This window comes from Cerasicoccus frondis (genome assembly GCA_031296915.1).
In the GTDB taxonomy this organism is placed as follows: Bacteria; Verrucomicrobiota; Verrucomicrobiia; order Opitutales; family Cerasicoccaceae; genus Cerasicoccus; species Cerasicoccus frondis.
This window is the reverse complement of sequence record JAVDPC010000006.1, coordinates 74406-87993: the sequence shown is the minus strand read 5'-3', so window position 1 is coordinate 87993 and position 13588 is coordinate 74406. Positions and strand designations below refer to the sequence as shown.

The following is a 13588-nucleotide window of genomic DNA, read 5'->3' as shown; positions in this document are numbered from 1 at the left end:
CAACTTTTTGAAATTATGTCTCAATTCCATCAAAAACACGTGGCCTTTCGTGTCCTTTTCATGCTTTTGCTGGCGCCAGCGGCGCTTTTTGCGAATTCGCAGCAGCGTATTGTAACCGTCGGCGGAGCGGCGACTGAGATCGTCTTTGCGCTTGGTTCTGGCCAAGACGTAGTCGCGGTTGATTTATCCAGCACATACCCTGCCGAGGTGCGTGAATTGCCACAGGTTGGCTATATCCGTAATGTGACGCCAGAGGGAATTCTGTCCATGCGCCCTGACATGATTATTGCAACCGAAACGCTTGGCCCGCCTGCGGCGAAAAAAATGCTCAAGCAAATGGGCGCGAACGTCGTTTGGATTCCTGAGCCCAATAGCCCGGAGGCTCTGGAGAAGGGGCTGCGTGAAGTCGGTGAAACGCTGGGCAAATCTGCGAAAGCTGAGGAAATTATCGTGGAAGTCCGCGCCAAGCTGGCGGAAACCGCCGATGTGGCAAAAAGGTGGAGCAATCGTCCGACAGCCGTCTTTTTCCTATCGCCACCGAGCTCAAGCGGCGGTGGTCAGGCTGGGGGTGATGACACCCGTTCGGCGGAGTTGATTTCGCTCGCTGGCGGTGAAAACGCAGTGGATTTCCAGGGCTTTCAGGTGATGTCGATTGAGTCTCTGATTAAGACAGATCCCGATGTGATCTTTGTTGGTGTTTCTGATGGCCATGGCGCTTCACCGGAAAGCGTGGAGGCAATGCGTCATTTGCCGGGACTCGCTGGAACGAAGGCGGTAAAGAACAATGCGATTTACTCAGTGCCTTTGGATGATCTTTCCTTTGGTCCTCGTTTGGGGGACGCCGTACAGCGTTGGAATGCCCATCTGGCTGAGGCTGCGAAATAGCTTTTGCTTTCGCTAATCTGCGTGTTCTATTAACACCGCATGCCGCTGCGCATCCCACAGAAGCGTCGTATCTGGATACACGCCGTCTTGATCATGGTTTTATTCGTGATCGGAGCTGCTGCATTGAATATTGGCCCGTTGAAGTCGACTTGGAGCGAGATCGGGCAGGTATTCAAAGATCGATTGTTTTTCGTATCGGCTGAGGATCGCATTTGGTCAGATCCGATCATCTGGAATTTGCGCTTCCCGCGGATTATCATGTCGATGCTGGTTGGCGCGGGGTTGGCAGTCTCTGGCGCTTTGATGCAGGGGCTTTTTCGTAATCCGTTGGCGGATCCTGGTCTGATTGGGGTATCAAGCGGTTCCGCCATGGGCGCGGTGATTGCAATCATCGTGCTGCCATTTCTCGGTATGTCGGGAGACTGGATTATGTACGCGGCGACACCCATTTGCGCGATGGTCGGCGGCGTGGGCGTGACGTTTCTCATTTATCAACTCTCCCGAGTGGGGGGGCGCATCAATGTGGCTTCCATGCTCTTGACCGGGATCGCGATCAATGCGATCGGCGGTGCGCTTATCGGTTTTGCGGTCACGCAAATCGCAACTGCCGAGCAACTACAGTCGTTTACATTCTGGAGCCTGGGCAGCCTCAATGGCGTGCTTTGGCCAGTGGTGGGGATTGCGGCGTTGGTGCTGCTTCCGGGCTTGTTTATCGCCATCTGGCTGGGCAAGCCGCTCAATGCCTTTTTGTTTGGGGAACTGGAGGCGTATCACTTGGGCGTCGATGTGCCCAAAGTGAAGCGCATCACGATTGTAGTCAGTGCGTTGATGGTTGGCATTACCGTTGGATTCACCGGAATGATTGGTTTCGTGGGGCTGGTCGCGCCACACATTATCCGTTTGAGCTTTGGGCCGGATCACCGTTTCCTGCTCCCGGCGAGCGCCCTGTGTGGCGCGATTCTCTTGGTGATTGCTGATACCTTGGCGCGCACGATTGCTGCGCCTGCTGAGTTGCAGATCGGCATTTTGACGTCCCTGATTGGCGGTCCGTTCTTTTTAATGCTTCTGCTCAAGGCTAGAAAGGAGATGAGCATCTAAACCATGTTAAGCGCGGACAAAGTCTCATTTTCTTATGGGCGAAGGACGGTCGTTGACCAGGTTTCAGTGAATATTGAGCCTGGGAAAGTGATTGCCTTGCTGGGGCCCAATGGTGCGGGGAAAACATCCCTTTTTCGACTGCTCAGCGGAAGCGTCGAACCTGAATCAGGCCAGGTGACGCTCGATGGCAAGCCACTCAAATCCTATCGGGCGGATGTCTTGGCGCGCCGTCGCGCAGTGCTGCCTCAGACATCGCAACTCGGGTTCAACTTCACCGTGCGCGAGGTGGTGGAAATGGGACGCCTGCCACACGCCAAAGCTGACAAGAATGTCGATGAAGAAAGTGTCGTCGAGCTTGCCATGCAGTGGGCGGATATTGTGCAGTTTGCTGACCGCCACTACATGAGCTTATCCGGTGGGGAGCGCCAGCGGGTGCAATTGGCGCGGTGTCTGGCGCAGGTCTGGCCAGGGGAGGGCGCTGGTCTGGAAAGCACTTACCTGATGCTTGATGAGCCAACGAACAACCTCGATATTTCGCATCAGCACACCTGCTTACGTGAGGCGCGCCGTCTGGCGGACAAGGGCGTGGGAGTCGCCTGTATCCTGCATGATTTCAACCTCGCTCTGGCGTATGCAGATTCATGCGTGGTGATTTACGATGGGATGGTGCGCGCCAGTGGGGCTGTTGAGAAGGCTCTAACCGCTGAAGTCGTTGGCGATGTTTTTGGCGTAAAGGCGACATTGATTGAGCAGGATGGGCAACGCGTCATTGCGACGTTGCCGAAATAGCCCAACGGATGGCGGCTGCCTTAGGCGCCCGGAATTTCAACGCTCAATAGCGCGCCATGCCGGGCTCGATTTGAATGGCCCAGGCATCGATGCCCCCCCGGACGCTCACGGCGCCTTCAACGCCCTTGGCGCGGAGAAATTCCGTAGCGCGCAGGCTGCGCATACCATGGTGGCAATAGACGAGCAGCGGTTGGCTGGCGTCGAGCTCCGTGTAGCGCATGGGCAACTGGCCTAAGGGGATTTCGATAGCGCCATCGATCTTGGCAATGGCGACCTCGAAGTCTTCGCGGACGTCGAGCAGGGCGGGCGGGTTCGCTTGCTGGAGCTGGGCTTGCGCCTCTTGAACTGAAATTTCCATGGGCAAACCTTCTGGCGCCGCTTCGGGTTCGGCGCAAGACCACTCGTAGTTGGCGGCAGAAATTTCCTGAATGCCCGGTGATGAACCGCAAAGCGGGCACTCCGGGTCGGGCTTGAGTTTGAGGGTTCGGTGGCGTTGGGCGAGGCTATCGACGACGAGCAGGCGCCCAAGCAAGCTTTCGCCGATGCCCATGAGGCGCTTGATCGCCTCCATCGCCTGATAGCTCCCGATAACGCCGCACAGCGCGCCAAACACGCCAGCTTCTTCGCAGTTGGGCACCGTGCCGGGGGCAGGCATTTGGGGGAAGAGGCAGCGATAGCATGGACCGCCTGCTTGTGGCTCGAAGAGCGAAACTTGCCCCTCAAACTGGAAAACGCTGCCGTAGACCAAAGGCTTGCCTGCGAAAAAGGCTGCGTCGTTGACCAAGTAGCGTGTCGGAAAATTGTCCGAACCGTCGACCACGATGTCGTATTGGCCGATCAGGTCTACCGCATTATCCACGGTGATGCCGCCCGCGTGCGGGATCAGCTCAATGTGCGGATTAATCGCGCGTAGGCTGGCCATGCCGGAGTCCAGTTTGGAGCGGCCTGCGTCGGCGTCGCCATGGAGGATCTGGCGCTGCAGATTGTGTGGCTCAACTTGATCAAACTCGGCCAGCCCGATCGCGCCAACGCCTGCGGCCGCCAAGTATAGAGAAGCGGGACTGCCCAGACCACCGAGGCCAATGATGAGCACGCGTGCTTGCGCGAGCTTTTCCTGGCCTTCCAGGCCAACTTGCGGTAGGCGCACATGGCGCGAATAACGGGAAATCTGCTCTGGTGTCAGGGACATGCGCCACAGTGAAGCGAGCCCAGCGGCGTTTGCAAAGCGATTTCTATTATCAGTCTGCTCAGCGCATCTTTTGCAAGATGTTGGATGGGTCGGCGTAGTGGGCCACGAGAGTATCGCCAACGAAGATTTTCATGGCTATGCCTTCCAAGCGGTCTTTCGATTTATCGTCACCACCATTGACGTAGTAGGCGTTGGAGTCCAACTCGGTTTCCCGCATTGGGATTTTGCTGGTCGAATTGGTGACGGTTTTGCGCGGAGATAGATGCTTGATTTTTATTTCTCCGGTTTCTTTTTCAATGCGGCCATCATTACGCGAAGTGGCTGCTTCCTGCTCATTAAAGAGGAAGTAAGTGTACTCGATGCGAACGTTTGAGAGCGCCAAGTCGCTGCGGTTTTCCAAGGTGATTTCATAATAGCCCTGCCAATCCCAGGATTCCTTGGTCATTGTTTTGGTCTTGGTCTTTTTGGTGCTGCCTTCCTTGGTGTTAATTTTGAACAGCCGCCCCTGGTCCTGTAGAAATTTCAGTCGCCACTCGATTAAGTAATCCTGATCTTTTTGAGAAAAAATGTCCGTGTTGACGTTGAATTCGCCGCCATCTTCTCGCTGAATACGGATTTGCTCGCCAACAACTGAGACAGGGCGCGCCATCATGGTTTGGCCGGATGTGCTGGTGAATTCACGGAAAAGTTCTTCGGCGTGTATCAGTTGACACCAAGTGATCAGCGTGAGGAGCGTGCAGTGGATGGCTTTTCTCATAACAGCATTATCTTACCCTTAAATAACCCCGATTCAATTATAGAGTTCCAAAGATTTTATAATATAGATCACTTATCAATGCGTTTCAAACCACTTGATGCCGTGCTGAAGTTGGTCCATGGAGATCGATGCATTTGCGTAAATAATGTGGAACTGGGTTGAACTCGCCCCGCGCTTGAGCATGCTGGGTAGCTATGCCCGAAAAGTTTGTTGTCATCATGGCCGGTGGACGCGGTGAGCGTTTCTGGCCACAAAGCCGTTTACGCCGTCCTAAGCATTTGTTGCCCATCGTGGGGACCAAGCCCATGCTGACGCAAACTGTGGAGCGTCTGGAAGGACTCGTTGCAATGGATAACGTGCTCATCATCACGAATGCTGAGCAACGCGATGCGGTGATCGAAGTTTGTCCCATGCTGCCGCCGGCCAACGTGATTGCCGAACCGGTGGGCCGGGACACGGCGCCTGCGGTTGGGCTGGCCATGGAACTGGTGCGTGCGCGTGATCCGGAAGGCGTATTCGCGATGCTGCCAGCGGATGCGGTGATTCATGATGCGGCTGGTTTTCGTCGCGTTCTGGGGGCTGCGTTTACGGCGGCGCAGAATGATCCCGTGCTCGTGACCGTGGGCGTGGAGCCGACTTATCCGGCGACCGGCTTTGGCTATGTTCACAAGGGCGAGCAGTATGCGGAAATTGACGGGCAGCCAGTTTTTAAGGTTCAACGCTTCGTTGAAAAGCCAGACCTGCAAACCGCTGAGCAATACGTCGCGAGCGGTGAATACTACTGGAATGCAGGGATGTTCGTGTGGAGCGTGCCGACGATCGATGCAGGCTTTGTGGCGCATTCGCCAAGCCTCTATGCATCGCTCGAAAAGGTGAAGAGCGCATTGGCCGCCCAGGAACCAATCGACGAACTACTGGCCCGCGAATACCCGACCTTCGAGAAAATTTCCATCGACTTCGCCCTCATGGAAAAAGCGGACAATGTGGTTACGTTGCCGTCTGCTTTTGACTGGGACGATGTGGGATCGTGGCCCGCAGTGGCCAATCATCACCCAAAGGATGATGCAGGCAATGTCGTGAAAGGCGACGGCTGGGTGGAGCAGGGCAGTGGCAACATCGTGCTCAGCGAAAATGCTGATGGCCACTTGCTGGCGCTCGTTGGTGTGGATGATTTAATCGTCGTCCGCACCCCGGATGCGACGCTCGTTTGCCCCAAGGATAAGGCGCAGGATATAAAAGCCCTCGTCAAACAGCTCGGCGCACACGAAACGTGGAAAAAGTTGATGTAGGCTGGCTCTCGCCACGCATCGCGCGGATAACCGGTTCACAACGATGCTGGGCGCTCTTCAATTGACGCATGGGCTGTTGCTGCTCGCGGTCATCGCTTCGATGCTTTGGCGTGGTCGCGGTATTGCGCGAACGCTGGTGCTTGTTGGGACAATCATCGCGATGGCGGTCTTGTTGATCTTATGGCAGGCGCCGATGTCTTATCCGCCAGCGTGGCTTATTTGCATCCAGTACTTTGGAATGATTTTGATTTCCGTCGGTTTTTTGGCCTACATCTGGCGGATCAAGTAAAACGGCAATGAACTTTCTGGGGATAGATTATGGCGAGAAGCGCATCGGCTTGAGCGCAGGCGATGACGATGTGCGCCTCGCAGTGCCGATTCCCGCCGCGGTCGAGCCAATGAAGGAGGCGCGTTTGGCGCACATTGCCCAGGAAATCAAGCAGCGCCGCATTGGCGCGCTGGTCGTTGGCTATCCCTACAACATGGACGGCTCAGTCGGTTTCAAAGCCCAGGAGGTCGACGCCTTTATTCAACAACTGGAGTCGAAGTTTGGTCTGCCGGTCTACCGGACTGACGAGCGCCTGACTTCGCAGGCCGCCGAATCTCAAATGCGAGCCAACAAGCCAGCCAAAAGCCGCTCCAAGAAGTCCATCAAAGCCAAGCAACAGGAACGCCGCAGTGGGAATCTGGACTCTCGCGCCGCAGCGTTGATTTTGCAGGATTACCTGGATGGCGGGATGGCGCCGCTGCTGCCGGAGGATGAGTTGGAATGACTTACGTGGAATTCAGGCGGCGTGTAAAAACGCAGTTGCAGCATGCGCCCGACGGCTTGACTTGGCGTGAGCTGAAGGCGGCGGCGGATTTACCTTACGATCAGCCGTGCCCCGAATGGACGCGTCAGTTGGAAGCTGAGATTGGGCTGAATCGGACCGAGCGTCGTGGCCGCGCGCTGGTTTGGCGATTATCGTAAAAGATAGCCGGAAAAATCAGTGCGCTTAATGAAGCCTTAACGGTTTTTGCGTTAAACTGCCGGAATGTTTCATTGTCGACCTAGAACTGAGACGCTAAGTTTCATTTAATGCAGGCTAACACCGGAAATTTAGGACCGCTGGATTGGGTCATTATTTTTTCCTATCTGGTCGGGCTGATTGGCTTGAGCGCCTGGCTGTCGCGAGGTCAACACAGTGGTAAGGACTATTATTTGGGCGGCAATAGCTCTGGCCCATGGGCGATTGCGTTGTCCACGATGGCGACTCAATGCTCGACAAACAGTCTGTTGGGAGTGCCGGCCTTTGTGGCGTTTAACGGGGGGCTGCTGTGGTTGCAGTATGAGCTCGGGGTGCCGTTTGCGATGGTTGGTCTCATGCTGTTCCTCATGCCTGCCTTGCGTCGGCTCAACCTCATCTCGGTGTACCAATACGTCGAAGACCGCTTTGACTTGTCGGCCCGGCTTTTGCTGTCGGCCCTGTTTCTTTTTGTGCGCGCGTTTGGGACTGGGGTGACGATTTACGGAGTTGGGCTGATCATTGCCCGAGTGTTGCAAGTAGACTACCTGGCGGCGGTGTTGATCCTGATGGCGGTCACGATTGTGTATGATTTTCTGGGCGGCATGAAGGCTGTCATTTGGTCGGATGTCATTCAGATTATTCTGATTTTCGTATCTGTGCTCGTTGCGGTGGTGGTGGCCATTCATGCTTGCGGCGGTTGGGATGGCATGATGTCGGCGTTTCCGCCAGAGCGTCAGCAGGCGATTGACTTCAAGGGGACCGGCTTGGGCGATGGGCAGACTTTTGCGTTTTGGCCGATGCTGTTGGGCGGATTTTTCCTCTACATGTCCTATTATGGCTGTGACCAGACTCAGGCTCAGCGCAGCTTATCGACCCGCAGCGCCGATGAGACGAACCAGGCGCTTTTCCTGGGGGGGATTTTGCGGTTTCCGCTCGTTTGCACTTATAGCTTGCTGGGGGTGGCGATTGGGGCGTTTGCAGCATTGCACCCGGAGTTCATGGAGCAACTCAAGCTGAACCCGGACAAACCAGGCGAGCCAGATCTGAACCTAGCGGTTCCGGTTTTCATGCTGCACCAATTTCCTACGGGGATGATTGGTTTGCTGATGGTCGGCATCCTCGGCGCGGCCATGTCTTCGCTGGACTCCACTTTGAATTCCATGAGCGCAGTGACGATGCAGGACTACGTTCACCGGCTGCGGAAGCATCCGCTGAGTGATCGTCAGGAACTGTGGCTTTCCAAGGGGACGACGGTATTCTGGGGCCTGCTTTGCCTGGCTTTTTCTTTCCTGGTGGGGGGGATTGCCGATACGGTGGTGGAGTCGGTGAACATGATCGGTTCGGTGCTTTACGGGCCGCTGCTGGCGCTCTTTATGATGGGCTTGCTCACGCGATTCATTGGCGCGCGTGCAGCCATTGCGGGCCTCCTGACGGGCATGTTATGCAACGGGCTAATGTGGAAATTTGCACCGGGCATATCCTGGCTGTGGTGGAATGTCTTTGGCTTTTTAATCGCCTGGGGAGTGGGGGTGATCGTGGCGCTGTTCGACCGACAACCTCCCAAGGAATATACCCGGCAGCAGCGCACGAAATTCCAAAAAGACAGCCTTACCCGGCGTCGCGTGCTGATTTTATGCGCTTACGGGCTGGTAATCTGTGTGGGGCTTAGCCTGATCTAAACCGACTGCCAGGAGGATTTTTTCCTCACTCTAAGCGCGTCTCAAAAATCGGATGACCTGGCCAAGGGGGCCGGAGGGGGGGGTAAACCCCGCCAAATTTTCATATCAAAGAACATTGTTCAACCCGCCCGCTCGCCGGGACGAGGCGCAGGTGGGGCGCAGGCGGCTCAGGGGCCACCGGCTGGAGCGACGGATAAATCCATCGCTCACACGTCGACGCTGCGCTGACCAGGCTGGCATAGGGCGTCGTGCAAAGGGTGGGTCGGGCAAAGCTGGGCGTCGCGAGGCTGGTTGCTGTCACCAAGCCAGTTCGCGAATGAGCCCGTCTGTCCGTCACCGCAATGCACGCGACCGAATGGCCCCGCATAGCGTCGACTGGGATACCTCAGCCAACGTGCCGTTGGATCCAGAGTTTGCCGCATTGCGGCAAAGGCGAAATTGATGGGAGTGTGGAGCATGGAATGGTGGGGGAATGTGGGTAAGGTTTGTAGGGTGAGTAAGGTGGGTAAGATTTTGGGGAGGTACATTGGTCGTAGCATAGGCGTCCCGCCTGTGCCCCGATTCCCAACTGACTGCATGCACCGGCAGGACGCCTGTGCATGCGTTTGCGTACAGTTGGAGTAGAGCACAGGCGGGACGCCTATGCTACGTCGGTGAGGCAACGCTAGAAGGGAAATTAAGTGATCAATAAAACACTAAACTTTTCGGATCGGATCACAAACTAAAAGTGAACGGGCGAGCATTTTATTAGTGAGTAGCTTTCACTAATAATCCGCGCTGGTAATCAACGACTTACGCACGCGAAAGTGAGCTGGATTATAGGGTTTTACACCCGCTCTCAGCAAAAGTCGACCTGGCCTGAACGAAACTTGGCCGCCATTTGAGTATGTAGTGTCGACAGCGCTGCGGAATTAACGAGCATCGTTGACAACGCGGGCAGACAGCGCCGCGTAATTTGCAGCGATGAAGCGAACCGTAAAGGCAGAGATATTGGATACGTTGGCCCATGATGACGAGCGGGCTAGGCGGAATCGCCAGGACTTGAGGCGGATTAATTCTCTGCTGGGCAATGCCCGGTGGTTTGCCCGGACGGTGTTCACTCAGTTGAACACCGGTGACCGCATTCTTGATCTCGGCGCCGGAGAAGGTCTGCTGGCTGATTTATTATCCGCCGATGATTTGCGCGTCGGGCGTTACACGGGGGTTGATTTGGCGCCGCGCCCCAAGCATCTGCGAGCGGACTTTCAATGGCTTCGTGAGGATCTGCAAACGGTCAGTTTTGATGAAGCCGATGTGTTGATTGGAAACTTCATCTTACATCAATTTGAAGATGATGTGCTAAAAGAAATCGGGAGCCGGATTCGTCAATCAAATCTGCGTCTAATCGCTTTTAATGAAACGGCGCGCTACGCGATGCATCGTTGGCAGTTGTGTTTAATTTACCCGCTCTTGTGCGACGTTTCCCGGCATGACGGGCGGGTGAGCATCGATGCGGGTTTTCGGGGCAATGAGCTTCCGGAATTACTGGGGCTGGGAGATGAATGGGCGCTCACGGTGCGGCGCACATTCCTCGGTTCATACCGATTGCTGGCAGAGCGAAAGCAACAACCTTCATGAAGGAGATTTCCATCATTGGTGGCGGATTGGCGGGGCTTTGCCTGGGTATCGGGCTGCGTCGTCGAGGAATTCCGGTTGTTTTGCACGAGGCGAGCACTTACCCCCGGCATCGAGTTTGTGGAGAGTTCATTGCTGGCGCTGGTTCCGCCGTTTTTGAGCAGTTGGGGGTGGCGGATTGCCTCAATGACGCACGGCGACTGCGGGACACCGTTTGGCGATATCATGGGGAGATTGTCCTGCAAAAAGGTCTGCCGAAAGCAGCCTTGGGCATTTCGCGATATCGCTTGGATGAGCGGCTGGCAGACAAATTTGTCTCGCTGGGCGGACAGCTTGAAACCAAGTCGCGCTTTCAACAAAATGGGCGGCAGGAAGGCATGGTATGGGCCAACGGGCGCGAGCGGGGCGAAAGCCAGTGGATTGGCCTAAAGATGCACTGCCAAGCCATGAAAACGCTGGCTGATCTGGAAGTCCATTTGGGCGATCACGCCTATGTCGGCGTGTGTCCAGTGGAGAACGACTGTGTCAATGTCTGTGGGTTGTTTCAACTGCGAAAGGTGGAGGCCCATGCCCGCGAAGATCAGTTGCCCGCCTACTTGGTGGCTTGCGGATTGGGGGACTTGGCGGAGCGGGTGAGAAATGGTGCGCCGGACGCCCTCAGCGCGATAGGCGTGACGGCCTTGTCTTACGAACAGCGCTCGCCCGACGGAGAAATCCGCTTGGGGGATCAGTCTGGGCTGATCGCGCCCTTTACGGGGAATGGCATGGCCTTGGCCATGGAAAGCGCTGCGTTGGCAGTTGAGCCTTTGTCTGCATACGCCACGAATCAGGCTGGCTGGAAGGCAACCGTGGATATGGTCAACCAGCGGGTGACGCGGACCTTTTATCGGCGGCGACGGATTGCGCGCCGCCTGCATCCCTGGTTATTGGCGCCCCGCAAACAAAAATTATTGGCTACGCTTGCCCAAAGCGGTCTGCTTCCCTTTGGTGTTCTTTTCCGACTGACGCACTAACCGCGCCCTCGCCAGTAGTTTATGTACCTCCTCAGCCTTGCCAATCGCGTGCCGCCGCAATCCTACACCCAGCCCGAGTGTTGGGAAATACTTCAGCGATCAACAGTCCTCGACACGCTGACTGGCCGTAGCGGCAGCTTGTTGCGGCGCATCCTCAACAACCAAAATGGCATTGAGAAAAGGCATTTTGCCGTGGAGGACATCGAGCAACTTTTTTCCCGGAGCGCGGAGGAGCTCAATCGCGACTTTCAGCGTGAAGCGCCCAAGCTGGCTGGGCAGGCTTTGGTTGATGCGCTTGAGGAGGCCGGACTCGCGCCCGATGAGCTGGATGCGCTCATTGTCTGCACGTGCACGGGCTACTTGTGTCCGGGCGTGAGTAGTTACGTGGCTGAGCAACTTGGCTTGCGCAGTGACTGTTATTTGCAGGATTTGGTTGGCTTGGGCTGTGGCGCGGCGATTCCCACGCTGCGCAACGCCTCGGGCATACTGGCGGCGAATCCCGAGGCCAAGGTCGCAGTGATCGCGGTCGAAATTTGCTCAGCGGCTTTTTTCGCGAACGATGATCCGGGTGTCCTGGTCTCGATGTGCCTCTTTGGCGATGGGGCAAGTGCGAGCATTTGGACTGGTGAAAAGCCGACTGGATTGGCCTGGCGGGCGACTGGCTTTGATACGATCCATCAGCCGGAGAACCGGGAATTGCTGCGTTTTGTTAATCACGAAGGGTTCCTGCGTAATCAACTGGATCTGTCGGTGCCCGAAAAGGCCGGGCAGGCTGTGTTGGCGCTTTTTCAACGTCGGACGATGGAGGCTAAAGTCCTGGCGCATGCTGGTGGGCGTGATGTGATTGAGGCGCTTCGCATGGTGCTGCCTGGGCAAGCTTTGCGGGAAAGTGAGACGGTCTTGCGCGCCTGTGGCAATGTCAGCAGCCCGTCCGTGCTTTTCGCGCTGGCCGAGCAGCTTTCAAGCGATGATGACGCCGATGCACTGTGGCTGACCAGTTTTGGAGCGGGCTTTGCTGCGCATTCCTGTCTGGTGTTGCCCGAGGATTAATTAGGCCGTGACCTACGGTATATAACTGAGTTTTATAGGGTGAAATTTAAGCAATACTTGACAGATACACCCATATAGGGCTATGTATCTATTCAGTGTCAGAACCTGCCGCACTCCTCACTGAACCACGTCCGCTGGCTATTGCAAAGCTGATGCTGGCTGTGGCATGGGCAAATGGCAAACTTGCCCATGATGACGTGTTGAAAATACGTCATTATTTGAAGGGTGCGCTGAGGATGAATGACGAGGACACGCATTCCTTTAACCTCTATCAGGAGTATGCGATCGAGCCGATGGAGCGCCGCCGTATGGCCCGGCGTTTTGCCCATACCTACAACTCGGCGATTGATCGTAAAGATGTGACGCGCTGCCTCGAATTGTTGCTCCCGCCAGCAGGGCAAAATCTGAGTAAGACCATGGCGATTCAGGAAATTAAGGAGGCCTTGGTCGAGGACCAGATTAACCTCATCAAGAAGGTTAAGTATAAGCTCACAGGCACGCCTTTTCCGGCGAAAATCAGCGATCTTGGGCGTGAGGCTTACCTCGCTGAATACAAGGCCAATCCGCTGCTTTTCCGCCTGAAAGTGCGGTATGGCGACCACTTTAGCGCGCTTCGTCTATCCTATCGCAAAGTTGAGAAACTTTCGCTTGAGCTATCCTTGATCAGCCTCGTGGTCTATGCGGATCAGATTCTGCTTCCGGAGGAATTAACGCTGATCACCGACTACCTGAAAAAAACGGGTGAGCTGGATGACGAGCGCGCCGAAATCTTTCTGACGATGGCGTTGTGCCGTGAATGCACGGAGCAGCAAATCCCTCAATTTTGCCGCCGTTATCTGGAGCTTTCGACTTATGATGAGCGGAATTCGCTCTATCTGAACCTAGGCAAGATGGCGCAGATTGATCATGGCGTGACCAAGGGAGAGCTGGATGTGCTGGAAAGCATTGCGACTGGCCTCAATATCGCATCTGGCGTGCGCCGCAGCGTTCTCGGCGCCATCGAAGAAGAGACCGAAGTCGAGGATTAGCGCGCGCCAGATAAACTGACACGCGCAGGGCAGATCTTAACGCTGCGAGGCATTAGAGCACTTTTCATCTATATTGGCCGAGTCAGGTGGGTTAGAGATTGGATGCAGCGCAAGGCGGCTTTGATTGAGGGGGGCTGGAAGCCCGTGATTGAAATGCCAACGCCGCGAACTTCCAATCTGGCCCCAAGCC

General features: G+C 55.7%; 15 protein-coding genes. 12 read left to right on the top strand and 3 right to left on the bottom strand.

Going from position 1 to position 13588, the window contains the following annotated elements; genetic code table 11:
- The first annotated feature begins 15 nt into the window (after nucleotides 1-15).
- From RBB63_RS06750 to RBB63_RS06740, 3 genes are read left to right on the top strand one after another with little or no spacing between them, the layout of a single operon-like run.
- Nucleotides 16-885: a heme/hemin ABC transporter substrate-binding protein gene (locus tag RBB63_RS06750; protein ID WP_309382409.1), complete on the top strand. Its 870-nt coding sequence runs from the start codon at nucleotides 16-18 to the stop codon at nucleotides 883-885.
- 39 nt (nucleotides 886-924) lie between these two features.
- Nucleotides 925-1983 (top strand): FecCD family ABC transporter permease, encoded by a 1059-nt coding sequence (locus RBB63_RS06745; protein WP_309382406.1) that lies wholly within the window; start codon nucleotides 925-927, stop codon nucleotides 1981-1983.
- 3 nt (nucleotides 1984-1986) lie between these two features.
- Nucleotides 1987-2772: a heme ABC transporter ATP-binding protein gene (locus RBB63_RS06740; protein WP_309382404.1), complete on the top strand. Its 786-nt coding sequence runs from the start codon at nucleotides 1987-1989 to the stop codon at nucleotides 2770-2772.
- Between the two features lie 43 nt (nucleotides 2773-2815).
- Here RBB63_RS06740 and moeB read toward each other — a convergent pair whose 3' ends face one another.
- Complete coding sequence (gene moeB, locus RBB63_RS06735; protein WP_309382402.1) at nucleotides 2816-3961, bottom strand: molybdopterin-synthase adenylyltransferase MoeB; 1146 nt, start codon at nucleotides 3959-3961, stop codon at nucleotides 2816-2818.
- Nucleotides 3962-4019: 58 nt separating this feature from the next.
- Complete coding sequence (locus RBB63_RS06730; protein WP_309382400.1) at nucleotides 4020-4718, bottom strand: hypothetical protein; 699 nt, start codon at nucleotides 4716-4718, stop codon at nucleotides 4020-4022.
- Nucleotides 4719-4912: 194 nt separating this feature from the next.
- Between RBB63_RS06730 and RBB63_RS06725 the strand changes: the two genes are divergently transcribed.
- The 5 genes from RBB63_RS06725 to RBB63_RS06705 all read left to right on the top strand — a co-directional run bounded on the left by RBB63_RS06725 (nucleotide 4913) and on the right by RBB63_RS06705 (nucleotide 8693).
- Complete coding sequence (locus RBB63_RS06725; protein WP_309382396.1) at nucleotides 4913-6007, top strand: mannose-1-phosphate guanylyltransferase; 1095 nt, start codon at nucleotides 4913-4915, stop codon at nucleotides 6005-6007.
- A gap of 43 nt (nucleotides 6008-6050) precedes the next feature.
- The gene (locus tag RBB63_RS06720) at nucleotides 6051-6296 is read left to right on the top strand and encodes a hypothetical protein (RefSeq protein ID WP_309382394.1); all 246 of its coding nucleotides are present in this window, start codon (nucleotides 6051-6053) and stop codon (nucleotides 6294-6296) included.
- Nucleotides 6297-6303: 7 nt separating this feature from the next.
- The gene (gene ruvX, locus RBB63_RS06715; RefSeq protein WP_309382392.1) at nucleotides 6304-6780 is read left to right on the top strand and encodes a Holliday junction resolvase RuvX; all 477 of its coding nucleotides are present in this window, start codon (nucleotides 6304-6306) and stop codon (nucleotides 6778-6780) included.
- Complete coding sequence (locus RBB63_RS06710) at nucleotides 6777-6977, top strand: hypothetical protein (RefSeq protein ID WP_309382390.1); 201 nt, start codon at nucleotides 6777-6779, stop codon at nucleotides 6975-6977. Before ruvX ends, RBB63_RS06710 begins: the two co-directional genes overlap by 4 nt.
- 108 nt (nucleotides 6978-7085) lie before the next feature.
- A complete protein-coding gene (locus tag RBB63_RS06705; protein WP_309382388.1) occupies nucleotides 7086-8693 on the top strand; it encodes a sodium:solute symporter family transporter in 1608 nt (535 codons plus the stop codon).
- A 206-nt stretch (nucleotides 8694-8899) separates the two neighbouring features.
- Here RBB63_RS06705 and RBB63_RS06700 read toward each other — a convergent pair whose 3' ends face one another.
- Nucleotides 8900-9151, bottom strand: a complete 252-nt coding sequence (locus RBB63_RS06700; RefSeq protein ID WP_309382386.1) for a hypothetical protein — start codon at nucleotides 9149-9151, stop codon at nucleotides 8900-8902.
- A 505-nt stretch (nucleotides 9152-9656) separates the two neighbouring features.
- On the opposite strand from RBB63_RS06700, the gene RBB63_RS06695 reads away from it, so the two are divergent.
- From RBB63_RS06695 to RBB63_RS06680, 4 genes are all read left to right on the top strand, one after another.
- Complete coding sequence (locus RBB63_RS06695) at nucleotides 9657-10310, top strand: class I SAM-dependent methyltransferase (protein ID WP_309382384.1); 654 nt, start codon at nucleotides 9657-9659, stop codon at nucleotides 10308-10310.
- Complete coding sequence (locus RBB63_RS06690) at nucleotides 10307-11320, top strand: NAD(P)/FAD-dependent oxidoreductase (RefSeq protein WP_309382381.1); 1014 nt, start codon at nucleotides 10307-10309, stop codon at nucleotides 11318-11320. Before RBB63_RS06695 ends, RBB63_RS06690 begins: the two co-directional genes overlap by 4 nt.
- Nucleotides 11321-11341: 21 nt before the next feature.
- Complete coding sequence (locus tag RBB63_RS06685) at nucleotides 11342-12370, top strand: type III polyketide synthase (protein ID WP_309382379.1); 1029 nt, start codon at nucleotides 11342-11344, stop codon at nucleotides 12368-12370.
- Between the two features lie 95 nt (nucleotides 12371-12465).
- Complete coding sequence (locus RBB63_RS06680) at nucleotides 12466-13398, top strand: tellurite resistance TerB family protein (protein ID WP_309382377.1); 933 nt, start codon at nucleotides 12466-12468, stop codon at nucleotides 13396-13398.
- Nucleotides 13399-13588: the final 190 nt, after the last annotated feature.

Coding starts and splice junctions, on each gene's coding strand:
- ruvX (WP_309382392.1), top strand. CDS start 6,304: ATGAACTTTCTGGGGATAGATTATGGCGAGAAGCGCATCGGCTTGAGC.
- RBB63_RS06710 (WP_309382390.1), top strand. CDS start 6,777: ATGACTTACGTGGAATTCAGGCGGCGTGTAAAAACGCAGTTGCAGCAT.
- RBB63_RS06690 (WP_309382381.1), top strand. CDS start 10,307: ATGAAGGAGATTTCCATCATTGGTGGCGGATTGGCGGGGCTTTGCCTG.
- RBB63_RS06745 (WP_309382406.1), top strand. CDS start 925: ATGCCGCTGCGCATCCCACAGAAGCGTCGTATCTGGATACACGCCGTC.
- RBB63_RS06750 (WP_309382409.1), top strand. CDS start 16: ATGTCTCAATTCCATCAAAAACACGTGGCCTTTCGTGTCCTTTTCATG.
- RBB63_RS06740 (WP_309382404.1), top strand. CDS start 1,987: ATGTTAAGCGCGGACAAAGTCTCATTTTCTTATGGGCGAAGGACGGTC.
- RBB63_RS06730 (WP_309382400.1), bottom strand. CDS start 4,718: ATGAGAAAAGCCATCCACTGCACGCTCCTCACGCTGATCACTTGGTGT.
- RBB63_RS06695 (WP_309382384.1), top strand. CDS start 9,657: ATGAAGCGAACCGTAAAGGCAGAGATATTGGATACGTTGGCCCATGAT.
- moeB (WP_309382402.1), bottom strand. CDS start 3,961: ATGTCCCTGACACCAGAGCAGATTTCCCGTTATTCGCGCCATGTGCGC.
- RBB63_RS06720 (WP_309382394.1), top strand. CDS start 6,051: ATGCTGGGCGCTCTTCAATTGACGCATGGGCTGTTGCTGCTCGCGGTC.
- RBB63_RS06700 (WP_309382386.1), bottom strand. CDS start 9,151: ATGCTCCACACTCCCATCAATTTCGCCTTTGCCGCAATGCGGCAAACT.
- RBB63_RS06685 (WP_309382379.1), top strand. CDS start 11,342: ATGTACCTCCTCAGCCTTGCCAATCGCGTGCCGCCGCAATCCTACACC.
- RBB63_RS06705 (WP_309382388.1), top strand. CDS start 7,086: ATGCAGGCTAACACCGGAAATTTAGGACCGCTGGATTGGGTCATTATT.
- RBB63_RS06725 (WP_309382396.1), top strand. CDS start 4,913: ATGCCCGAAAAGTTTGTTGTCATCATGGCCGGTGGACGCGGTGAGCGT.